Origin of the sequence: Phenylobacterium sp. (genome assembly GCF_036502675.1) — a bacterium.
Lineage (GTDB): Bacteria > Pseudomonadota > Alphaproteobacteria > Caulobacterales > Caulobacteraceae > Phenylobacterium.
This window is the reverse complement of the sequence record NZ_DASXYF010000046.1, coordinates 1-21,541: the sequence shown is the minus strand read 5'-3', so window position 1 is coordinate 21,541 and position 21,541 is coordinate 1. Positions and strand designations below refer to the sequence as shown.

Genomic DNA, 21,541 nt, shown 5'->3' with positions numbered 1-21,541 from the left:
CCGCCCGGCGGGACGACGCGCGATGCGCCCAGGACCGGCTCCCAGCCGCAACCACGGCGAGGTCGGGACGCAGGAGAGCGGAGGCCATCACGCCAGATCGCATGAGTCGGGGCCGCTTGGCCCCCGCACCCTCGCGCGACGTGTTATTTCCGGCGCCGCCGCGGCCGGCCGCGGCGAGCTTGAGCGGAAACGGCGCCGGAGCGCAACGTCGCCGTCAGGCCGGCAGGCCGACGGTCTTGAGCTCGAGATACTCCTCGAAGCCGGCCACGCCCATCTCGCGGCCGATGCCGCTCTGCTTGAAGCCGCCGAACGGCGTGTCGCCGGCGAACCAGCTGCCGCCGTTGACCGAGAAGGTGCCGGTGCGCACCTTGCGGGCCACGTTCAGCGCGCGTTCCATGCTCTTGGAGGCCACGCCGCCCGACAGGCCGTAGATGCTGTCGTTGGCGATGCGGATGGCGTCCTCGTCGTCCTCGAAGGGGATCACCACCAGCACCGGCCCGAAGATCTCTTCCTGGGCGATGCGCATGTCGTTGGTGACGTCGGCGAACAGCGTCGGCTCGAACCAGAAGCCCTTGTCGTGCTTGGCGGGGATCTTGCCGCCGAGCACCAGGCGCGCGCCCTCCTGCTTGCCGATCTCGATGTAGCTCATCACCCGCTGGCGCTGGCGGTCGGAGATCAGCGGGCCCATGATCTGCGTCGGCGCGGTCGGGTCGCCGTATTGGATCGAACCCATGACCTGGGTGAGGATGGCGATCGCCTCGTCGTAGCGCGACTTCGGCACCAGCAGGCGGGTATGCGTCGCGCAGCCTTGGCCGGCGTTGTAGACCACGCCAGCCGCCCTGGAGACGGCGGGGATGAAGTCGGCGTCGTCCAGCACGATCATCGCCGACTTGCCGCCCAGCTCCAGGAACACCCGCGACAGCTTCTCGGCGGCGTTGGCCATGATCCGCTTGCCGGTGGCCGTCGAGCCGGTGAACGAGATCAGGTCCACGCGCGGGTCCTTCACCAGCGCTTCGCCGATCTCCGCCGGTCCGGAGCTGGTGATGACGTTGAAGACGCCGGGCGGCAGCTTCGCCTCGACGGCCACCTCGCCCAGGACCGCGGCCAGCATCGGGGTTTCCGGCGCGGGCTTCAGGATCACGGTGCAGCCGGCGGCCAGCGCCGGGACGATCTTGGCCAGGTTGATCTGGGTCGGCACGTTCCAGGGGGTGATGGCGGCCACGACACCCACCGGCTCCTTCCACACCTTGCGCCGGCTGTTGGCGCCCGGACCGGACTTGGCGACACCCAGATCATCTTCCCATTCATAGTTGTCCGCGGTGTCGAGCACGAAGTCGAGCATGCCCAGCGGCCAGTCGCACTGGGCGCTGAAGATCGTGCCCAGCGGCGCGCCCACCTCGTCGTGGGCGATTTCGGCGAGGCGGTCGCGGTTCTTCCGCAGCAGGTCGGCGAAGACGCGGAGCGTGGCGACGCGCTTCTTGTGGTTGGTCGACCAGTCGGTGGTGTCGAAGGCCCGGCGCGCGGCGCCGATCGCCTTGTCCAGGTCGCCCAGGCTGGCGTCGGCGGCGCGGCCGATCTCCTCGCCGTCCCAGGGGCCGATGTCGGGATAGGTCGCGCCGTTCTCGGCCGGACGGAGTTCGCCGTCGATCAGCAGCTTGGCGTCGGGATACTTGGCCATCGGGTCACCTGTGAGGGGAGATAGGGGTGGGACAGTCGTCGGCGGTCAGGGACGCGGCGGGCTGGCGCCGCCGAAGGTCGCGACCTTGCGCAGGAGATCCATCTCTTCCTCCCAATGCCGATGCTTGTTGATCGGTGTCTAACACCGGGGATTTGGCTTATCAACGCTGAACCCGAAGGCCCGTCAGTTCTCTGCGGACGAACTTTGCGATGGCGTCGCGCTCTGGACTTCAGGCTCCGCCACCCGGGAAGGCCGGCGCCGGCAAGGGCTCGACGCCGCCGGTGTCGGGGGTGTCTTCGCGCCAGCGGACGGAGCCGAACGGCCGCTCCAGCATCCGTCGGAGCTGCACCGGCTCGGGGCCCAGATGAAAGGCCCAGCTCGCCTCCAGGATGAGGCGATCGGCCTGGGTGGAGCGGGCCCGCTGGCGCAGGTAGTCGAGCCAGGTCGGGCAGTGGAACCGCTCCGTCCAGCGTTCCACGTCGGCGATGTCGCGGGCGATGGACCAGTCGTAGGCGCCGTTGCGCTGCCGGATCGACTGGACCTGCTGCATGATCTCGTAGAACGCCCGCGCCTGGCCGGCCGGGACCCGGTAGTCCATCTCCACCACGATCGGGCCGCTGCGGTGGGTGAGCCCGAGCTGCACCTGTACGTCGCCCAGCAACTCGGCCTCCTCGCTGGAGGATGCGTCCGACCCTTCCGGCATCCTCAGCCACAGGCCCAGCAGGGCGCAGGCGCCCATGGCGAGGCCGGACCCCAGGAGGGCGATCTGGACCCCGTGGTCGCGCGCCGCCACGCCCCAGACGGCCGCGCCGATCCCAGCGCCGCCGGCGGCCGCGGCCTGGAACGCCGCCAGCGCCCGCCCGGCCACCCAGCGGGGCGCGGAGACCTGCAGCTCGATGTTGTAGACCGAGAAGCTGATGGTCCACAGGCCGCCGGCCACGAACAGGGCGGCCAGCGCCACGGGCAGCGAGTGGATCATGGCCACCACCACGATGCTCGCGCCCGCGCCGGCGGTGCAGAGCCGCACCAGCGTCTCGTCGTTCAGCCGGGTGCGCAGGCGGCCCAGGTTGACGGCGCCCAGCACCGCGCCCACGCCGAAGGCGCCCAGCAGGATGCCGAAGGTCCGGGCGTCCCCGTGCAGCAGGTCGCGCGACACCAGCGGCATCAGGGCGGAGATGGCGCCGCCGGCCACCGAAGTCGCCAGGGTCCGCAGGATGACGATGCGCGCCGTCGGAGAATGCATGATGTAGCGCGCGCCGGAGACGATGGCCCGCGCCAGCCGTTCCGGCGGCAGGCGCATGGCCGGCGGCTTGCGCTTCCACAGGAGCAGCACGATCAGCGCCGGAAGGTAGCAGACGACGTTGATCGAGAACGCCGCCAGCGGTCCCGCGGCGGCGACGATGACGCCGCCGACCGCCGGGCCGAAGCTGCGGGCCAGGTTGAAGGCGATGCTGGACAGGCCGATGGCCGAGGGCAGCACCGCCGGCGGCACCTGCTCGCTCACCGAAGCCTGCCAGACCGGCCCCATCAGCGCCATGCCGGAGCCGATCACGAAGCAGAAGCCCAGCAGCAGGTAGGGGCTGAGCACATGCGTCGCGCTCGACAGCGCCAGCCCCGTGGCGCCGGTCAGCGCGATGGACGAGGCGATCAGCGCCACGATGCGGCGGTCGTACATGTCGGCGATGGCTCCCGCCGGCATGGCGAAGATCATCAGCGGCAGCATCAGCGCGGTCTGGACCAGGGCCACCAGGGTGGGCGAGGAGACGAGCTGGGTCATCGCCCACGCCGAGCCGACGGACTGGATCAGCAGACCCAGGTTCGAGCACAGGCTGGCCCCCCAGATGCGCCGGAACGCCGGGACGCCGAACGCCGCGGTGATGCTCGTCGCGGGCCTTTCCGACGCTGCAGCCGTCACGGGGCGTCCCGCGTCTGGGGCTCCGGGCGGGTCTGCGCCTTGGGTCCTGGGGGCATCCGACGGTCGAGACTCTGAATCAGGGATGGGTTCCTGAGATAGCACGCAACGCGCGCCTTTTGTCATTGGCCCATGCCGGGCCGCGCAGCCTCACGCCCGGACTGGCCGCGACGCCCCGGTCATGTCGACGCCCGGCGGGGGGACGCTGTCGTCCGGCAGGAACATGCCCACCCGCGGCGGAACGCTCGGATCGACCCGGTAGACGTCGAAGTCGCGTACGCCGGCCTCGTGGAGCACCTCGTCGTCGATGAAGAAGTTGCCGCTGCAGTCCCGCGCCGGCCGGGTGAGGATCGCGTGCGCGGCGTCGCCCATGATCTCGGGCTTGCGGCAGCGGGCCAGCTCGCTCCGGTCTGCGAAGGCGAACTCGATGGCGGCCGTGGCCACGCCCACCCGCGGCCAGAGCGCGTTCACCGCCACCCCGTCCCCGCGCAGCTCCGCGGCCATGCCCAGCGTGCACATCGACATGGCGTACTTGCTCATTGTGTAGGCCACGTGGCCTACGAACCACTTGGGGTCCATGTTGAGCGGCGGCGCCAGGGTGAGGATGTGCGGGTTGCCGGCTTTCAGCAGGTGCGGCAGGCAGGCCTTGGACGTGAGGAAGGCGCCGCGGCCGTTCACCTGGTGCATCAGGTCGAACCGCTTGGCCTCGGTGTCGCCGATCCTGGAAAGCGAGACCGCCGAAGCGTTGTTGATGCAGATGTCGACGCCGCCGAAGGTCTCCACGGTCCTGGCGACGCCGGCCAGGATCGAGGCCTCGTCGCGGACGTCGACCACCAGGGGCAGGGCCTGGCCGCCCGCCGCCCGGATCTGGTCCGCCGCCGTATGGATCGTGCCGGGCAGGTGGGCATGGGGCTCGACGGTCTTGGCCGCGATGGCGACGTTGGCCCCGTCGCGCGCCGCCCGCAGAGCGATCGCCAGGCCGATCCCGCGGCTGGCGCCGGTGATGAAGAGCGTCTTGCCCCTCAGGTCCATGACTGCAATCCTTGCCTCAACTGCAGGGTTGATAGCGGTCGCGGGTTGCGGCGCCAATTCCGCCGACCCTTTGGCCGGTCCCAAGGCCGGGCGGGCGTCCGGATGAGCGGCAATTCCTTCGACCGGGCGAGCAAGAAGGCCGACGCATGTCCTTAGCCGAAACGATTTCGGAAGCGCTGGTGCGGTCTCCGCAGGGCAGGGCGATCCAGTTCAAGGGGACTTGGCGCGACTGGGACTGGGTGCGTCGGGCCGGACAGGCGGTGGAGGCCGCGCTGGCCGGGGCGGGGCTGGGGCCGGACGATCCGGTGGGCTTCGTGCCGCATAACCGTCCGGAGTTCGTGGCGGCCTTACTGGGCCTGCTGGCCGGCGGGCGGCACATCGTGATGATCTACGCCTACCAGTCGCAGGAGGCGATGGGCCGGCGGATGGCGGAGCTCAAGCTGCCGGCGGTGGTGGCCGGCGCGCAGGACTGGGGACCGGCGACGATCGGGGCCTGCCGGGCGAACGGCGCCTTCGGCCTGGCCCTGCAGCCGGACGGTGCGCCGACACCGGTCGAGGGGCTGGCGTTCCGCCGCGACGCCGGACAGGCGCGCGCGCCCTCCCCGCGGGGGATCAGCATGCTGACCAGCGGCACCACGGGGGCGCCGAAGCACTTCACCATGGATTACGGGACCATCGAGCGGGCGATGATCCGCGAGAGCATGACCGGAGCCGCAGACGGCGTGCCGGATCCGGTGCTGCACTACTTCCCGTTGGGCAACATCTCCGGGATCTACGGCTACCTGCCGCTGGTGGTGGCGAACCGGCCAATCATCATGGTGGAGAAGTTCACGCTCGATGCGTGGCTGGACTATGTGCGGACCTACCGGCCCGTGAGTTGCAGTCTCCCGCCCGCCGGGTTCCGCATGGCGCTGGAGGCCAAGGTCCCCCGTGAGGATCTCGCCAGCATCAAGGTCATGCCCACCGGCGCGGCCACCCTGGACCCGACGGTCCGCGCGGAGTTCGAGCGGGTCTATGCGCCGATCTTGATCGTGCAGTCCTACGGCGCCACGGAGTTCGGCGGGGTGGTGACCCTGATGACCGCGGAGGACCGGCTGAAGCAGGGGCCCGCCGTCGCCGACAGCGTCGGGCGCCCCTGGGCCGGGGCGCAGCTGCGGGTGGTCGATCCCGAAAGCGGCGAAGCGCTGCCGCCCGGCCGGGAGGGCCGGCTGCAGGTGCTCTCGCCCCGGATGGGCCCGGACTGGATCACCACCACGGACCTGGGGATGATCGACGCCGACGGCTTCATCTTCCATCGCGGGCGGCTGGACGGAGCGATCATGCGCGGCGGCTTCAAGATCGTGCCCGATGTGGTGACTGCGGCGTTGGCCGCCCATCCGGCGATCGCCGCGGCGGCGGTGGTGGGCGTGCCGCACGAGCGGCTGGGCCAGGCGCCGGTCGCGGCCTTCGAGGTGCGCGACGGCATGGCCGAGCCCAGCGCGGCCGATCTGGAGGCCCACCTGCGCGCCCGCATCCCCGCCACCCATGTGCCTGTGCGTTACCTGCGGGTCGCGGCCCTGCCGCGCACCCCCTCCCTCAAGGTCGACAGCGCCGGCGTGCGCGCCCTGTTCTCCGAACCCGTCGCATGAGCGAATCCCCCGACGCCGACCTGCACGACGACGTCGTGCGCCATCGGTTCGAGATGGCCGTCGAGGGCGACACCGCCTTCATCGAATACCGTCCCATGCCTGGCGGCCTGGTCTTCCGCCACACCCTGGTGCCCAAGGCCCTGGAGGGCAGGGGCGTCGGCGGCCGGCTGATCCGGGCGGCCCTCCTGGAGATGCGCGCGCGGCCTGAAGGTCCGCCCGGACTGTCCCTTCGTCCACGCCTACGTCGAGCGCCACCCGGAGTTCGCCGATCTGGTCGCCGGGGGCTGAACGCCATGCGCCCGGAGGCGTTCGAGGCCTTCTGCCTGGGCCTGCCGGCCGCGACGCTCAGCATCCAGTGGGGCGGGACCCACGTCTTCAAGGTAGGCGAGAAGGTGTTCGCAATGGCCGGTCCGCGGGAGGATCCGGCCGAGGCGGGCTATGTCTTCAAGACCTCCGAGATCAGCTTCGAGATCCTCACCCAGTCCGGCGTGGCGGTTCGCGCGCCCTACCTGCCGCGGGGCGGATGGCTGCGCCTCGCCGATCCCGGCGCTCTGCCGGACGACGAGCTGAGGGCCTACCTGACTCAGTCGCACCAGATGGTCGGCCGGGGATTGTCCAAGGCGGTGCGCCGGCGGCTCGGGCTGCCGGCCTGACGGCGCGAACCGGTCCTCGAATCGGCCGCCGGCGCGGGCGGTCATGCAGCGTTGCGGCGCGCAGGCAGGCGCTATAGGTTCCGCGGCTCTGTTTCTGTCGCCGAGCGCGGAGTCTCCGTTGGCCGATCTGTTCGACGAGGTCGAAGGGCGACTGCGCTCAGACCGCTACAAGGCGGTGGGGCTCAAGGCTGTGCCTTGGGTGCTGGCCCTCGTCGTCGTCCTGATCGTCGGGGCCTTCGGGGTCTGGGGCTGGCGCCACTACCAGCAGCAGGGCGCCGAGAAGGCTTCCGACCAATACGCCCGGGCCATCGACGCCATGCAGGCCGGCCGTGACGACGAGGCCTTCCGGCTGTTCGGCCAGGTCGCGAAGTCCGGCCCCAAGGGCTACGAAGCCCTGGCCCTGATGCAGCAGGGCGCGCTGCGCCTCTCCGGCGGCAAGGCCGCCGAGGCGGTCGTCCTGTTCGACCAGGCCGCCAAGGCCGCGCCCGACCCTGTTCTGGGTGACGCCGCCAGCCTGAAGGCCGCCTTCGCCCTGATGGATACCGCCCCCTACAAGGACGTGGAGGCGCGCCTCCTGCCGCTGGCCAAGGAGGAGCGGCCCTATCGGGTCGAGGCGCGCGAGGCGCTGGCTTTCGCCAAGCTCGCCGCCGGCGACCTGGCTGGGGCGCGCAGCGACTTCGTGGTCATCTCCCTGCTGCAGGACGCCTCCGAGGCCGCCCGCGGCCGGGCCGAGGCCGCCAAGACCCTGATCGATTCCGGTTCGGCCAAGGGCGTCCCCGCCGTCGTCAAGGCCGCCGCCCTGCCGCCCCAGCTCATCACGCCGGCCGCCCCGACTGTCGGCCAGGCGCCTGCGCCGCAACACCAAACGCCCGGATCCCAATGACGCGACGCTTACGCCTGACGGCCCTGCTGCTGGTCGCCGCCTTCGCCGCCAGCGGCTGTTCGACCGTCGGCCGCCTCAATCCCTTCCACGGCAAGGACAAGAACAAGGAGGTCGCGGAGGGTCCGCGCATCCCCGTGGTCGCCGACGATCAGAAGCTGGAGGTCGCCGCCACGCTGAAGGGGGCGCCGTTCTCCCTGCCGGAAGCCGTCGCCGTGTCCGAATGGCCGCTGCCCGGGCGCACGCTGGAGCAATCCACCGAGAACGTCGCCGCCGCGCCCAACCTGTCCGTCGCCTGGCGCAGGGGCTTCGGCCGCGGCTCCGGCCGCGGCGTGCACGTGACCGCCCCGCCGGTGGCCGCCGACGGCAAGGTGTTTGTCATGGACGGCGAGGCCGGGGTGTCCGCCCGCGACGCCCAGACCGGCGGTGAAGTGTGGCATGTCAACCTGCGCCCAGGCGAGGACAAGCGCGACAAGGAGGCCTTCGGCGGCGGCCTGGCCTACGCGGACGGCAAGCTCTACGTCTCCTCGGGCTATCGCCTGGTGGCCCAGCTCGACGCCAGGACCGGCGCGGTCGGCTGGCGCACCCGTACCGAGCAGCCGGTTCACGCCGCGCCCACCGTGGCCGGCGGGCGGGTGATGGTGGTGGCCATCGACAACACCCTGCTCACCTTCGACGCGACCACCGGCGCCCCCGGCTGGGCCTATCAGGCGCTCACCGAGCCGGCGCGCCTGCTGGCCGCCTCCAGCCCGGCGGTGTCGGGCGACACGGTGGTGGCCTCCTTCGGCTCCGGCGAACTGGTGGCGCTGCACATCGCCAACGGCAACGACCTGTGGAACGAGGCCCTTTCGCGCGCCAGCCGCACCAACGCCCTGTCGGAGATCCGCGACATCCCCGGCCGGCCGGTCATCTACCAGGGCGACGTCTACGCGGTCAGCCACTCCGGCGTCTTCGCCGCCACCGACCTGCGCACCGGCCAGCCGCGCTGGACCCTGCCGATCGTCGGGATCACCTCGCCTTTGCCGGCGGGGGACGTGGTCTTCGTAGTCGGCAAGTCCGGCCAGGTGGTCTGCGCCGCCCGCGAGAGCGGCCTGATCTACTGGATCCAGGACCTCAACGCCGGCGTGGCGAAGGGCAAGAAGAAGGGCGGCCTGTTCGGCATCGGCGGCAAGCGGCAGGCCCGGCCCCTGTGGTCGAGCCCGCTCCTGGTGAACGGCCGCCTGCTCATGGCCAGCAGCAGCGGCGAACTGGCGGCCCTCGACGCCAAGACCGGCGCCGTGGACCGCAGGATCAGGCTGGGCGACCCGGTGCTGATCGGCCCCATCGCCATGGGCGACAAGGTCTATGTGGTCACCGACAAGGCCGACCTGATCGCGTTGCGTTGAGATAGGGGACGGGCATGCCGATCAGGCTCGCCATCGTCGGCCGCCCCAATGTCGGAAAATCGACGCTGTTCAACCGGCTGGCCGGGCGCAAGCTCGCCATCGTCGACGACCTGCCGGGCGTCACCCGCGACCGCAAGTTCGCCATCGGCCGGCTGGGCGACCTGGACCTGGCCCTGATCGACACGGCGGGCTTCGAGGACGTCGACGACGAAAGCCTCGAATCGCGGATGCGCGCCCAGACGGAGGCGGCCATCGATGAGGCGGACGTCTCCCTCTTCGTGATCGACGCGCGCGACGGCGTCACCGCCATGGACCGGGTGTTCGCCGAGATCCTGCGCAAGCGCGGCAAGCCGGTGATCCTGGTCGCCAACAAGACCGAGGGCAAGGCGGGGGACGACGGCACGCTGGAGGCCTTCTCCCTGGGGCTGGGCGAGCCCATCGCCATCTCCGCCGAGCACGGCGAGGGCATGGCCGACCTCTACGCGGCCCTGCTTGCCGTCGCGCCGGACGAGGACGCCGAGGGCGACGACGAGGCGGGCGACAAGCCGGTGCGCATCGCCATCGTCGGACGCCCCAACGCCGGCAAGTCCACCCTGGTCAACAAGCTGGTCGGCGAGGAGCGCCTGCTCACCGGCCCCGAGGCCGGTATCACCCGCGACGCCATCCCGGTGGACTGGACCTGGGACGGCCGCGCCGTGCGGCTGGTGGACACCGCCGGCCTGCGCCGCAAGGCCAAGGTGCAGCAGAAGCTGGAGAAGCTCTCCACCCAGGACGCCATCCGCGCGATCACCTTCGCCGAGGTGGTCATCCTGGTGATGGACGCCACCCACCCTTTCGAGGTGCAGGACCTGCAGATCGGCGACCTGGTGGAGCGCGAGGGACGCGGCCTAGTGTTCTGCCTCGCCAAATGGGACCTGGTGGAAAATCCCGGCCAGCGCCTGCGCGAGATCATCGAGGAGGCCCAGACCCAGCTGCCGCAGCTCAAGGGTTCGCCGATCATCGCGCTCTCCGCCGAGACCGGCCGCCACCTCGACCGGCTTATGCCGGCGGTGTTCAAGGTGCACGAGCACTGGTCCACCAAGGTGCGCACCAAGGACCTCAACGACTGGCTGGGCATGGCCACGCAGCGCCACCCGCCGCCGGCGGTCAGCGGCCACCGCATCAAGCCCCGCTACATCTCCCAGACCAAGTCCCGGCCGCCCACCTTCGTGCTGATGTGCAGCCGCGGAGACCAGTTGCCGGAATCCTACAAGCGCTACCTGGTGAACTCCCTGCGCGAGAGTTTCGACCTGCCCGGCGTGCCGGTCCGCCTGACCGTCAAGTCGGGCAAGAACCCCTACGCGCCGGGCGAAGCCAAGAGCGGACCGGCCCCTGCGGCCTGGAAGCCCAAGCGGGCGCCCAAGGCCAAGGTCAAGACCTACAAGCGGCCTTCCAGTCGCTAAACCGCACGGCGGCCTTGGGCAGGCCCAGGTCCGATTGGGCGAGCTCGACGACCAGCGGCCCGATCTCCTCGGGCGTCGGCAGGCTGAGGGGATCTTCCCCCGGCATGGCCTCGGCCCGCATCCGTGTGCGCATGGCGCCGGGATCGAGGATCACGGCGCGGATCGTGGTCTGCTCCAGCTCGTCGGCCCAGGCGCGCACGATGGACTCCATGGCCGCCTTGCTGGCGCCGTAGGGTCCCCAGAACGCCCGGGGTTGCGCGGCCCGGCTGGTGGTCAGGAAGATGGCCCGCCCCGCTTGCGAGGCGCGCAGCAGGCGCTCCATCGAGCGGATCAGCCGGTAGCTCGCCGTGGCGTTCAGCGCCATCACCTTGTCCCAGTGCGCGGGCTCCAGGTGCGAGACCGGGGTCAGCGGCCCGAGGGTCGCGGCCGCGTGCACCAGCACGTCGAGGCGGCCGAACCGCTGGTGCAGCGCCAGGCCCAGCTGGTCGAGCCCGTCGCCGTCGGCGATGTCCATGGGGACCAGCGTCGGGCGCTCGCCGCCCACGGCCTGGATCTCGTCGTCTAGGGCCTCCAGCGCCCCTTGGGTGCGGGCCACGGCCACGACGTGGGCGCCGGCCTGGGCGAGGGCGAGCGCGCCGGCGCGGCCGATGCCGCGGCTGGCGCCGGTGACGAGGGCGATGCGGCCCGAGAGGGGGAAGGCGGAAGCGGACATGGCGGCTGTCTAACGATTTCCGCCGCCGGCGCCACCCCTGCAGCGGTTACGGACGGGGCTCGTCCGTCCGCCGGGCGTAGGCCTGGGCGACGACGGCGCAGGCCATCAGCTGCAGCTGGTGGAAGATCATCAGCGGCAGGATCATCGGCCCCACCATCGCCGGCGGGAACAGCACGCTGGCCATCGGCGCGCCGCTGGCCAGGCTCTTCTTCGAGCCGCAGAACACGATGGCGATCTCGTCGGCCTTGGAGAAGCCGAACGCGCGGGCGGCCAGCGTCGTGGCGGCCAGCACGAAGCCAAGCAGGCCGGCGCAGATCCCCACCAGCCGGGCCAGGTCCAGCCCGCTGACCTCGCGCCACAGCCCCCCCGTCACCGCCTCGCTGAAGGCCGAATAAACCACCAGCAGGATCGCCCCCCGGTCGGTCCAGGCGAACAGCGTCTTGTGCGCCGCCACCCACGGCCCGATCCATCCCCGCAGCAGCTGGCCCAGGATGAACGGCGCCAGCAGCTGCAGCACGATGGCCTGCACCGACTGCAGCGACAGCCCGCCGTCCGAGGCGTGCAGCATCAGCGCGGCCAGCACCGGCGTCAGCGCGATGCCGATCAGGTTGGAGGCCGTCGCCGAGGCCACCGCGGCGGCCACGTCGCCCCGGGCGATGGCCGTGAAGCCGATGGAGGACTGCACCGTCGAGGGCAGGCAGCAGAGCAAGATGATCCCCGGAGCCAGCGCAGGTGGGGTTATGGCGGCGGGCAGGGCGGCGAGCCCCAGGCCCAGCAGGGGAAACAGGCCGAAGGTGGTCGCCAGCACCAGCAGGTGCAGCCGCCAGTGGGTCATTCCCCGCGTCACCGCCTCCCGCGACAGGCGCGCGCCGTGCAGGAAGAACACCAGGCCGATGCCGATCTTGGTCGCCCATCCCAGCACCGGCGTCGCCGCCCCATGCGCCGGCGCGAGGCTGGCCAGGATCATGGTGGCCACGATCAGCAGCACATAGGGGTCCGGCTTGAGGCGGGTGAGGAGGGAGCTCACCTGTTCGAGCCGAGACGCCCCTTTCCTCCCACGTCCCGAAGAGGACGGGGGAGGGGGACCGCCCGCCGAAGAGCGGGGGGTGGAGGGGGCGCGGGTTCTGCAGTGCGTTGGCCGCCCCCACCGTCACGCCCTCTGCGGGGCGCGCCACCTCCCCCGTCCTCTTCGGGACGTGGGAGGAAAAGGGCGCCTATTCTCAAGCGTCGACCAGGAAGGAGAGCTGCCGCTCCACCGCCTCGTTGCGGCCCTCCGCGATCTCGCGGTCCAGCAGGCGGGTGGGGTAGTCGCCGGTGAAGTAATGGTCGGTGAACTGCGGATGGGCCGGGTCGCGCGGCTCGGAGTTCATCGCCCAGTAGAGGCCGTCGACCGAGAGATAGCCCATGGAGTCTACCCCCAGGAAGGCGGCGATCTCAGGGATAGTCTTGGTGGCGGCGATCAGATCGTCGCGCTCGGGCATGTCGATGCCGTAGAAGTCCGGCCACATGATCGGCGGCGAGGCCGAGCGCAGGTGCACCTCGGCGGCGCCGGCCTCGCGCACCATGCGCACCACCCGCACCGAATTCGTGCCGCGCACGATGGAATCGTCGATCAGCATCACCCGCTTGCCGGTCAGCACCGAGCGGTTGGGCGACAGCTTCAGGCGCACCCCGGTCTCCCGCGACCCCTGCGTCGGCTGGATGAAGGTCCGCCCCACATAGTGGTTGCGGATGATCCCCATCTCGAAGGGGATGCCGGTCTCCTGGGAGAAGCCCAGCGCCGCCGGCACGCCGGAGTCGGGCACCGGCACCACCACGTCCACCTCGACGCCGGTCTCCTGCGCCAGCCGGCGGCCCATCCGCTTGCGCACCTCATAGACCGAGCGGCCGTTCACCACCGAATCCGGCCGGGCGAAATAGACGTACTCGAAGATGCAGGGCCGGGCGCGCTGGGCGGGGAAGGGGCGCAGGCTCTCGATCCCGTCGTGGTCGACCACCACCATCTCGCCGTGCTCGACGTCGCGCACGAAGCGGGCGCCGATCATGTCCAGGGCGCAGGTCTCGGAGGCGAACACCGCCTTGCCGTCCAGGTCGCCCAGCACCAGCGGGCGGATGCCCAGCGGGTCGCGCACCCCGATCAGCTTCTTGTTGGTCAGCGCCACCAGGGCGTAGCCGCCTTCGATGTGGGTCAGGGCGTCGATGAACCGGTCGATGAACCGCGTCTTCCGCGACCGCGCCAGCAGGTGCAGGATCACCTCGGAATCCGATGTGGACTGGAAGATCGCCCCTTCGGAGACCAGTTGCTCGCGCAGCGTCAGGAAATTGGTCAGGTTGCCGTTGTGCGCCAGGGCCACGCCGCCGGCCTCCAGGTCGGCGAACATCGGCTGGACGTTGCGGATGAAGCTGCCGCCCGCCGTGGAATAGCGGGTGTGGCCGATGGCCGACTGGCCGGGCAGGCGGTCCACCAGGTCGGCGCCGGCGAAGGCGTCGCCCACATAGCCCATGTGCCGCTCGGTGTGGAACCGCTGGCCGTCGAAGGTGGCGATGCCGCAGGCTTCCTGCCCACGGTGCTGCAGGGCGTGCAGGCCCAGCGCGGTGGCGGCGGCCGCGCCCTCCATGTCGAAAACTCCGAACACCCCGCATTCCAGGCGGGGCGTGTCGTCCTCAGGGTCGCGGGGAGGGGGGGCGCGGTCCTGGTCGGTCATCGGGTCTTCTCCACCAGGTCGTCGATCTCCCTGCGGTCGCGGGCGTCGTACCCCCCGGCAGCCTTGCTGTCACCTCCGCCGTCGTCCGCGGCCTTGGCGAAGGCCGGTTTCAGCCGTCCTGCCAGATCCATGCCCTTGGGTGCGAACGCCGCGAGCAGTCGCCCCGACGCGGTGGTCAGCGGGTAGAGTTTCGCGCCGGAAATCCAGGCCGGCACCCGTTCCGGCGGCGTCGCGGCGTTGAACGCCAGGTTCAGAGCGCCCAGCAACACCAGCGCCCGCACCAGGCCGAAGCCCAGGCCGATGCTGCGGTCCAGCGTCCCCAGCACCTCGGCGTCCTTCACCCGCCGCACCAGGCCCGCGCCCAAAAGCCGCAGCGTGATGTAGACCGCCAGGAACACCACCACCACGGCGGCCACGTTGCCCGCCCAGTCGGGATTGATCGCCGCCCGCGCGACCGGGCCCGCAAAGCGCAGGCCGAACATCGCCGCCATGGCCGCCAGCAGGAAGGCCAGCACCGTCACCACTTCCCGCGCCGCGCCGCGGATGAAGCCGAAGATCGCGGAGATCGCGAGCACGGCGATGACGATGTAGTCGAACTGGGTCATCGCGGCTTCAAGTCCACGCCCCGTCGCCGATCCGCCCGATGGCGTCGGCGAGGCGGGCGGCGCCGGTCACGCGCATCTGTGCGGCGGCCTCCACCCCGGCGGGGCCCAGGACCTGGCGGAAGCCCAGCTTGGCCGCCTCCTTCATGCGCGCGTCCATGCGGCTGACCGGCCGGATGTCGCCCGAAAGGCTGATCTCTCCAAACACCACGCAATCCTGGGGCAGGGCCTGGTCGAGCGCCGACGAGGCCAGCGCCGCGGCCGCGGCGAGATCGGCCGCGGGCTCGCTGATCCGCAGGCCCCCGGCGACGTTCAGATAGACGTCACGATCGCCAAATCCAAGCCCGCAGCGCGCCTCCAGCACCGCCAGCACCATGGCCAGCCGCCCGGAATCCCAGCCCACTACCGCCCGCCTCGGCGTTCCGTAGGCGGAGGGGGCGACCAGCGCCTGGAACTCCACCAGCACCGGCCGCGAGCCTTCGATGCCGGCGAACACCGCCGCCCCGGCCGCCCGCTCGCCGGCGGTGTTGAGGAACAGGGCCGAGGGGTTGGCCACCTCGCTCAGGCCCGCGTCGGCCATCTCGAACACCCCGATCTCGTCGGTGGCCCCGAAGCGGTTCTTGGCGCCGCGCAGCACCCGGAACGGATAGCCCCGCTCGCCTTCGAAGGAGAGCACGGCGTCCACCATGTGCTCGATCACCCGGGGGCCGGCGATCGTCCCTTCCTTGGTGACGTGGCCCACCAGGATCACCGCCACGCTGCGCGACTTGGCCAGCCGGGCCAGCTCTCCCGCCGCCGCCCGCACCTGGGTCACCGAGCCCGGCCCCGCCTCGTGGGCGTCGCTCCACAGGGTCTGGATGGAATCGATCACCACCAGGTCGAAGGCGTCCTTCTTCAGCCCGTCGACGATCTGTCTGAGCGAGGTCTCCGCCGCCAGCCGCACCGGCGCGTCGGCCAGGCCCATCCGGTGGGCGCGGGCGCGGATCTGCTCCACCGCCTCCTCGCCGGAGATGTAGGCGCAGCGCGCCCCGCGGCGCGCCGCCTGCGCGGCCACCTGCAGCAGCAGGGTCGACTTGCCGACGCCCGGGTCGCCGCCGAGCAGGATCGCCGAGCCCGGCACCACGCCGCCGCCGCACACCCGGTCGAACTCGCCCACCCCGGTGATGATCCGCGGCGGCGGCGGGGTGAGCTGCTCGAGGGTCTCGAAGGCCAAGCCCCGGGCGCGGGCCGCCTTGCTGGGCGCCAGCGCCCCCGGCGGGCGCGACTGCAGTTCCTCCACCAGGCTGTTCCAGGCGCCGCAGGCGCTGCACTGGCCCGCCCACTTGGCGTGGGCCGAGCCGCAGGACTGGCAGATGTAGACGGCGCCGTCGCGGGCCAAGGCGTGCTCCTGATTCGGCGGAGACCTAGTCTAGTGCGCTGTTGGCGCAAGGTCTGTGCGGCATCGCCTTGCCCATCCTGACGCTTCGGCTAGGCTCCCCCTGAACGAACGGTCTTTTCGCAGCGAGGGAGGCGACAAATGAGCGTTGTGGAACCCGGCTCGGCCGGGGCGGGGCTGGTCGCCCGGGTCAAGAGCATACTCCTGCAGCCCAAACCCACCTGGGAGGTCATCGACCTCGAGCCTGCGACGGTCGGCGGCATCTACAAGGGCTACCTCATCCCGCTGGCCGCCATTCCGGCGGTCTGCGGCGCGCTGGGCTCGATGCTGATCGGCGTCGGCGCCTTCGGCATCCACGTGCGCGTGGGGCCGGTGCAGGCCGTCGTCCAGGGCGTGATCGGCTATGTGATGGGGCTCGTCGCGGTCTATGTGATTTCGCTGATCATCGACGCGCTCGCACCCAACTTCGGCGCCACCAGGAACCCGGTCCAGGCCGTCAAGGTGGCGGCCTATTCCTACACCCCGTCCTACGTGGCCGGGGTGCTGCTGTTGCTGCCGGCCCTGGGGCCGCTGACGCTCCTGGCCGCTATCTACGGGCTCTACCTGCTCTACCTGGGCCTGCCGCGGCTGATGAAGACGCCGGAAGACAAGGCGTTGCCCTACGCCGCCCTGACCATAGTGGCGGCGATCGTCGTCGGGCTGATCATCGCCGCGGTCACCGGCGCGGTCGCCATGGCCACGGGCGGGCTGGGCATGGGCGCGCTCAGCCACAATAGCGCCACCGTCTCCGGCACGGTCAGCCTGCCGGGCGGGAGCTCGATGGACCTCGCCAAGCTGCAGGCCGCCTCCAAGCAGATGGAGGCCGCCGCCAAGCAGATGCAGTCCGGGACGGCGCCGGACGGCCAGGCGATCCAACCCACCGACCCGGAAGTGCTCAAGGGCCTGCTGCCGGAGAACGTCGCCGGCTATGCGCGCTCCGACGTGTCCTCCGCCAGCGGCGGGGCGGGCGGGATCAACGGTTCGTCGGCCGAGGGCAAGTACGCCAAGGGCGACGCCCGCCTGACGCTGACCATCACCGACATGGGAGCCGCCGGCGCCCTGGGCGCCATGGCCAACGCCTTCAACGTCCGCTCCTCCAGCGAGAGCAACGGCCGCTACGAGAAGGTGGGCAAGGTCGACGGGCGGATGACCACCGAGTCCTTCGACAAGACCTCCCGGCATGGCGAATACAGCGTGCTGGCCGGCGACCGCTTCATGATCGCCGCCCAGGGCGACAACGTCAGCGTCGACGAGTTGAAAGCCGCCGTGGCCGCGGTGAACCCGTCCCGCGTCGAAGGCCTGGCGAAGAAGGGGTAGCCGCTGGGTGCGTCCGGTTTTCGCCGGCGCGCGCTTCGCCCTCAATCCCCGCCCAGATACCGCCGCTCCGCCACCGTCGAGAGCCGCGTCAGGCATTCGTGCGCTACGCTGCCGGCGGCGCTCGCCTGGTCGTCCAGCAGGGCGTTGGGCCCCAGCAGCTCCACCGGCTCGCCCGGCGCCATCACGGCGTCGCCCAGGTCGATGGCGATCATGTTCATGGTGACGATCACCAGCGGCCGCCTCGCGCCCGCGGCCCAGGCGTAGCCTGCGCCCTTCGCCGCCCGGATGATTCCGTCGGCATAGCCGGCCGCCACGATCCCCAGCCGCAGGGTCCGGGGCGCGCGCACCGCCAGGCCGTAGCCGATCGCCTCGCCGGCCGCGGCCTCGCGGCCCTCCAGCAATGGCGCCTCCAGCCGGGCCACGGCGGCGAACCGCGCATCCGGCCGCTCCTGCGGCCCGCCGCCGTAGAGGCTGACCCCCGGCCGGACCATCTCGAAGCGGTAGTCGGGCCCCAGGAAGATCCCCGCCGAGGCGGCCAGGCTGGCCCGGCTCTGCGGAAAGCGGCGGCGAACCTCGCGGAACCGCTCGAGCTGCGCCCGGTTGCGTGGATCGTCCGGCTGCGCCGCCGAGCCCAGGTGGCTCATCACCAGCCCGACCTCCAGCCGCGACAGCCGCGCCCTGTCCGCCGCCAGCGCCAGAGCCTCGCCCGGCGTCAGGCCCTGGCGGTTCATGCCGGTGTCCACGTGCAGGGCGACGGGTAGCGGCGCCCCGCCCGCGCCACCCAGCGCCACGGCCGCCTCCACCTGCGCCCAGCTCATCAGGGCCGGCGTCAGCCCCGCCGCCGCCAGCCGGGGCCCCGCGCCCGGCGTGAGCCCGTCGAGCACATAGACCGTCGCCGGCCGCCCCGGCCCCAGCGCGGCGCGCACCGCTTCCCCCTCGGCGACACGGGCCACGAAGAAGCTGCGCACGCCCTCCCGCCACAGCCGCCGCACAACAGGACCCACGCCCAGGCCGTAGCCGTCCGCCTTGACCACCGGCGCGCACTCCGCCCCGCCGGCGGCGTCGCGCAGCACGGCCAGGTTGGCGGCGAGCGCGTCCAGGTCGACGGTGAGGCGGACGGAGGACAGAGACATAGGCCCGCTTAACCCGAGCCTGGCCCTTTCGCCTAGCGCGGCTCGTAGCGGCCCTCCTGGGCCAGGTCGCCGAACTTGGTCAGGTCTTCGTTGAAGGACAGCTTGACGGTGCCGATCGGGCCGTGACGCGCCTTGCCGATGATCACCTCGGCCAGGCCGTTCACCTTCTCCATCTCCTCCTGCCAGGTGAAGTGCTCGGGCGTGTTCTCCCGCGGCTCCAGCCGGCTCAGGTAGTAGCTCTCGCGGTAGATGAACATCACCACGTCGGCGTCCTGCTCGATGGAGCCGGATTCCCGCAGGTCGGCCAGCTGCGGCTTCTTGTCCTCGCGGTTCTCCACCTGGCGGGAAAGCTGGGCCAGGGCCAGCACCGGCACCGACAGCTCCTTGGCCAGCGCCTTCAGTCCCATGGTCACCTGGCTCACCTCCTGCACCCGGTTCTCCGGGCGGTTGCCTTCGCCGAGCGTCACCAGCTGCAGGTAGTCGACCACGACCAGGTCCAGGCCCACGGTGCGTTTCAGCCGCCGCGCCCGCGCCGCCAGCTTGGCCATGGAGATGCCGCCGGTGGCGTCGATGTAGAGCGGCGCGTCCTGGATATCGAGCGCGGCGTCGCGCACCCGGCCGAACTCCGCGGCGTCGATCTCTCCCTTGCGCAGCCGGTCGCCGGAGACCCCCGACACTTCGGCCAGCATCCGCATCGCCAGCTGCTCGGCGGACATTTCCAGCTGGAAGAAGGCCACCACCCCGCCGCTCACCGTCTTGCGCGACCCGTCGGGCTGCGGCTCCCAGGCGTAGCGGCGGGCGACGTTGAACGCGATATTGGTGGCCAGCGCCGACTTTCCCATGGAGGGACGCGCCGCCAGGATCAGCAGGTCCGAGGGATGCAGGCCGCCCAGCTTGCGGTCCAGGTCGATCAGGCCGGTGGAAAGGCCCGCCAGCCCGCCGTCGCGGCTGTGCGCCTCGGCGGCCAGCGTCACCGCTCCACGCAGGGCATCGGCGAAGGGGATCAGGCCCTGCGACACCCCGCCGGTCTCGGCCAGGGCGAACAGCTGCAGCTCGGCCCGCTCGATCTGGTCGCGGGCGGAAAGCTCCGGGTCGCCCACGGTGGCGCTGGAGGCGATGTCGCCGCCGATGCGGATCAGGTCCCGCCGGAGCGCCAGGTCGTAGACCACCCGCGCATAGTCCGGCGCATTGGCCGCCGGCGGCGCGCGGTCGACCATGTCGGCCAGGTAGCGCACGCCGCCCAGCTCCTCGAAGGCCGGGTCGCGGCTGAACTGCTCGGCCAGCAGGATCGGCTCGGCGAGCTGGCCCTTGCGGATGTGGCTTTCGGCGGCGGCGAACAGCCGCTGGTGGAACGGTTCGTAGAAATGGCGCGACTGCAGGAAGTCGCCGATCCGCTCGAAGGCGGCGTTATCGTAGAGCAGCACGCCCAGCAGCGCCTGCTCGGCCTCGATGTTGGCCGGCGCGTGGGCGATCGCCACGTCGTTGTGCGGAGGGCGCAGGTCGAGGGCTGGGACGAGGGACATAGCTACCGTTTAATGAACGGGCGACCCGGACGCAGTGTGACAAATGCTGTCGTCCACACGACTCTTGCGCCCTGTGGATGATTGGCGCCGTGCGGCGACAGAATCGGACGTCCACGGCCGGCCGACAGGCGTCGCCGACCCCTCAAACGCAAAGCGGCGCGGAGCCTGGGCCCCGCGCCGCAACCTTGGCGAGGAAACCTGGGGTCAGGCTTCGACGTAGTCGCCCTGGATCGAGCCCGCGCCGCCTTCCAGCAGGTCGGCCTGCGCTTCCTGGTCGGCCAGGCGGTCCTCTTCGAACTGCGAGGTGATCACGTTCTCGCCGCGCGCCTGGCGTTCGGCTTCGTCCTGGCTGCGGGCGATGTTGAGGGTGACGGTGACGGTCACCTCCGGGTGCAGCCGGATCTTCACCTCGTGCAGACCCAGCGTCTTGATCGGCTTGTCGAGCACGACCGCCGCACGCTCCACCTTGCCGCCGTGCTCCTGGATGGAGTCGGCCACGTCGCGGCCGGAGACCGAGCCGTAGAGCTGGCCGCTCTCGCCCGCCTGGCGGATCAGGATGTAGGATTCGCCGTCCAGCTTCTCGCCGCCCTTGGCCGCGGCTTCTTTGGCCTTGGCGTTGCGGGCCTCGATCTCGGCGCGCTGGGCTTCGAAGACCTTCTCGTTGGCCTTGGTGGCCCGCAGCGCCTTGTGGCGCGGCAGCAGGTAGTTGCGCGCGAAGCCGTCCTTCACGTTGACGACGTCGCCCAGCGCGCCCCAGCCTTCGACCCGTTCGAGCAGAATGAGTTTCATCTTCAGCCCTCCCTTTACTTCACGACGTAGGGAAGCAGCGCCAGGAAGCGGGCGCGCTTGATGGCCTTGGCCAGTTCGCGCTGCTTCTTGGCCGAGACCGCGGTGATGCGGGACGGCACGATCTTGCCGCGCTCCGAGATGTAGCGCTGCAGGAGCTTGACGTCCTTGTAGTCGATCTTGGGCGCATTGGCGCCCGAGAACGGGCAGGTCTTGCGGCGGCGAAAGAAGGGGCGGCGGGCCCCACCGGTGGATCCGTTCATGGCCCTTACTCCTCGGTGGCCGGCGGCGCGTCAGCACCGGCGCCGGCATCGTCACGCGGGCCGCGGCTGAACCGCCGCTCGCCGCGGTCGCCGCGATCACGGTCGCCGCGATCGCCACGGTCGCCGCGATCGCGGTCACCGAAGCCACGGTCGCGGTCGCCGAAGCCGCCGCGACGGTCGTCGCGGTCGCGGTCGACCTTGCGCATCATGGCGGAGGGCTCGGCCTCGTGCTCGTCGACCCGGATAGTCAGGTTGCGCAAAATGTCCTCGTTGATGCGCTGCTGGCGCTCGACCTCGGCGAGGGCGGCGGGCGGCGCGTCGACGTTCATCAGGGTGAATTGCGCCTTGCGGTTCTTGCGCATCCGGTAGGTGAGGGTCTTGACGCCCCAGTACTCGGACTTGGCGACTTTGCCGCCCATCTGCTCGATCACGCCCTTGTATTGGGTGCTGAGCTCCTCGACCTGCTGCGCCGACAG

General features: G+C 71.2%; 17 protein-coding genes and 2 pseudogenes. 6 read left to right on the top strand and 13 right to left on the bottom strand.

Going from position 1 to position 21,541, the window contains the following annotated elements; all coding sequences use genetic code 11:
• Positions 1-214: 214 nt before the first annotated feature.
• The 3 genes from VGL30_RS04960 to VGL30_RS04950 form a co-directional block, all read right to left on the bottom strand.
• Complete coding sequence (locus VGL30_RS04960) at positions 215-1,678, bottom strand: aldehyde dehydrogenase family protein (protein ID WP_331537398.1); 1,464 nt, start codon at positions 1,676-1,678, stop codon at positions 215-217.
• A 229-nt stretch (positions 1,679-1,907) separates the two neighbouring features.
• Positions 1,908-3,593 (bottom strand): MFS transporter, encoded by a 1,686-nt coding sequence (locus VGL30_RS04955; RefSeq protein WP_331537396.1) that lies wholly within the window; start codon positions 3,591-3,593, stop codon positions 1,908-1,910.
• Positions 3,594-3,740: 147 nt separating this feature from the next.
• The gene (locus VGL30_RS04950; protein WP_331537394.1) at positions 3,741-4,622 is read right to left on the bottom strand and encodes an NAD(P)-dependent oxidoreductase; all 882 of its coding nucleotides are present in this window, start codon (positions 4,620-4,622) and stop codon (positions 3,741-3,743) included.
• Positions 4,623-4,768: 146 nt separating this feature from the next.
• Between VGL30_RS04950 and VGL30_RS04945 the strand changes: the two genes are divergently transcribed.
• From VGL30_RS04945 to der, 5 genes and pseudogenes are all read left to right on the top strand, one after another.
• Positions 4,769-6,250 carry a fatty acid--CoA ligase family protein gene (locus tag VGL30_RS04945; protein WP_331537392.1) on the top strand — a complete coding sequence of 494 codons (1,482 nt, stop codon included), beginning with the start codon at positions 4,769-4,771 and terminating at the stop codon, positions 6,248-6,250.
• Complete coding sequence (locus VGL30_RS18890; protein WP_331537390.1) at positions 6,247-6,903, top strand: MmcQ/YjbR family DNA-binding protein; 657 nt, start codon at positions 6,247-6,249, stop codon at positions 6,901-6,903. Before VGL30_RS04945 ends, VGL30_RS18890 begins: the two co-directional genes overlap by 4 nt.
• 118 nt (positions 6,904-7,021) lie before the next feature.
• Positions 7,022-7,786 (top strand): tetratricopeptide repeat protein, encoded by a 765-nt coding sequence (locus tag VGL30_RS04935; protein WP_331537388.1) that lies wholly within the window; start codon positions 7,022-7,024, stop codon positions 7,784-7,786.
• On the top strand, positions 7,783-9,168 hold the full coding sequence (locus tag VGL30_RS04930; RefSeq protein ID WP_331537386.1) for a PQQ-like beta-propeller repeat protein: 1,386 nt from the start codon (positions 7,783-7,785) through the stop codon (positions 9,166-9,168). Before VGL30_RS04935 ends, VGL30_RS04930 begins: the two co-directional genes overlap by 4 nt.
• 14 nt (positions 9,169-9,182) lie before the next feature.
• A pseudogene (gene der / locus VGL30_RS04925) lies at positions 9,183-10,526 on the top strand (ribosome biogenesis GTPase Der); the annotation flags it as partial.
• Positions 10,527-10,578: 52 nt separating this feature from the next.
• Here the strand turns inward: der and VGL30_RS04920 are convergent.
• From VGL30_RS04920 to radA, 5 genes are all read right to left on the bottom strand, one after another.
• Positions 10,579-11,322 carry an SDR family NAD(P)-dependent oxidoreductase gene (locus tag VGL30_RS04920; RefSeq protein WP_331537384.1) on the bottom strand — a complete coding sequence of 248 codons (744 nt, stop codon included), beginning with the start codon at positions 11,320-11,322 and terminating at the stop codon, positions 10,579-10,581.
• 46 nt (positions 11,323-11,368) lie between these two features.
• Positions 11,369-12,349 carry a bile acid:sodium symporter family protein gene (locus VGL30_RS04915; RefSeq protein ID WP_331537381.1) on the bottom strand — a complete coding sequence of 327 codons (981 nt, stop codon included), beginning with the start codon at positions 12,347-12,349 and terminating at the stop codon, positions 11,369-11,371.
• Positions 12,350-12,542: 193 nt separating this feature from the next.
• Positions 12,543-14,027, bottom strand: coding sequence for an amidophosphoribosyltransferase (gene purF, locus VGL30_RS04910; RefSeq protein WP_331537379.1), 1,485 nt, complete (start codon positions 14,025-14,027; stop codon positions 12,543-12,545).
• A complete protein-coding gene (locus tag VGL30_RS04905) occupies positions 14,024-14,632 on the bottom strand; it encodes a CvpA family protein (RefSeq protein WP_331537377.1) in 609 nt (202 codons plus the stop codon). Before VGL30_RS04905 ends, purF begins: the two co-directional genes overlap by 4 nt.
• A gap of 7 nt (positions 14,633-14,639) precedes the next feature.
• The gene (gene radA, locus VGL30_RS04900) at positions 14,640-16,007 is read right to left on the bottom strand and encodes a DNA repair protein RadA (protein WP_331537375.1); all 1,368 of its coding nucleotides are present in this window, start codon (positions 16,005-16,007) and stop codon (positions 14,640-14,642) included.
• 138 nt (positions 16,008-16,145) lie between these two features.
• On the opposite strand from radA, the gene VGL30_RS04895 reads away from it, so the two are divergent.
• Positions 16,146-17,360, top strand: a complete 1,215-nt coding sequence (locus VGL30_RS04895; RefSeq protein WP_331537373.1) for a Yip1 family protein — start codon at positions 16,146-16,148, stop codon at positions 17,358-17,360.
• A 41-nt stretch (positions 17,361-17,401) separates the two neighbouring features.
• Here VGL30_RS04895 and alr read toward each other — a convergent pair whose 3' ends face one another.
• The 5 genes and pseudogenes from alr to rpsF form a co-directional block, all read right to left on the bottom strand.
• Complete coding sequence (gene alr, locus VGL30_RS04890) at positions 17,402-18,493, bottom strand: alanine racemase (RefSeq protein WP_331537371.1); 1,092 nt, start codon at positions 18,491-18,493, stop codon at positions 17,402-17,404.
• Between the two features lie 32 nt (positions 18,494-18,525).
• Complete coding sequence (locus VGL30_RS04885) at positions 18,526-20,016, bottom strand: replicative DNA helicase (RefSeq protein ID WP_331537369.1); 1,491 nt, start codon at positions 20,014-20,016, stop codon at positions 18,526-18,528.
• A gap of 204 nt (positions 20,017-20,220) precedes the next feature.
• On the bottom strand, positions 20,221-20,805 hold the full coding sequence (gene rplI / locus VGL30_RS04880; RefSeq protein ID WP_331537367.1) for a 50S ribosomal protein L9: 585 nt from the start codon (positions 20,803-20,805) through the stop codon (positions 20,221-20,223).
• A 14-nt stretch (positions 20,806-20,819) separates the two neighbouring features.
• Complete coding sequence (gene rpsR / locus VGL30_RS04875; RefSeq protein WP_331537365.1) at positions 20,820-21,065, bottom strand: 30S ribosomal protein S18; 246 nt, start codon at positions 21,063-21,065, stop codon at positions 20,820-20,822.
• Between the two features lie 158 nt (positions 21,066-21,223).
• Positions 21,224-21,541, bottom strand: a pseudogene (rpsF, locus tag VGL30_RS04870) (30S ribosomal protein S6); the annotation flags it as partial.

Excerpts from the sequence above, each read along its gene's own strand:
- VGL30_RS04960 (WP_331537398.1), bottom strand. The coding sequence starts at position 1,678 with ATGGCCAAGTATCCCGACGCCAAGCTGCTGATCGACGGCGAACTCCGT.
- VGL30_RS04950 (WP_331537394.1), bottom strand. The coding sequence starts at position 4,622 with ATGGACCTGAGGGGCAAGACGCTCTTCATCACCGGCGCCAGCCGCGGG.
- VGL30_RS04945 (WP_331537392.1), top strand. The coding sequence starts at position 4,769 with ATGTCCTTAGCCGAAACGATTTCGGAAGCGCTGGTGCGGTCTCCGCAG.
- VGL30_RS18890 (WP_331537390.1), top strand. The coding sequence starts at position 6,247 with ATGAGCGAATCCCCCGACGCCGACCTGCACGACGACGTCGTGCGCCAT.
- VGL30_RS04930 (WP_331537386.1), top strand. The coding sequence starts at position 7,783 with ATGACGCGACGCTTACGCCTGACGGCCCTGCTGCTGGTCGCCGCCTTC.
- VGL30_RS04920 (WP_331537384.1), bottom strand. The coding sequence starts at position 11,322 with ATGTCCGCTTCCGCCTTCCCCCTCTCGGGCCGCATCGCCCTCGTCACC.
- purF (WP_331537379.1), bottom strand. The coding sequence starts at position 14,027 with ATGACCGACCAGGACCGCGCCCCCCCTCCCCGCGACCCTGAGGACGAC.
- VGL30_RS04905 (WP_331537377.1), bottom strand. The coding sequence starts at position 14,632 with ATGACCCAGTTCGACTACATCGTCATCGCCGTGCTCGCGATCTCCGCG.
- VGL30_RS04895 (WP_331537373.1), top strand. The coding sequence starts at position 16,146 with ATGAGCGTTGTGGAACCCGGCTCGGCCGGGGCGGGGCTGGTCGCCCGG.
- alr (WP_331537371.1), bottom strand. The coding sequence starts at position 18,493 with ATGTCTCTGTCCTCCGTCCGCCTCACCGTCGACCTGGACGCGCTCGCC.
- VGL30_RS04885 (WP_331537369.1), bottom strand. The coding sequence starts at position 20,016 with ATGTCCCTCGTCCCAGCCCTCGACCTGCGCCCTCCGCACAACGACGTG.
- rplI (WP_331537367.1), bottom strand. The coding sequence starts at position 20,805 with ATGAAACTCATTCTGCTCGAACGGGTCGAAGGCTGGGGCGCGCTGGGC.
- rpsR (WP_331537365.1), bottom strand. The coding sequence starts at position 21,065 with ATGAACGGATCCACCGGTGGGGCCCGCCGCCCCTTCTTTCGCCGCCGC.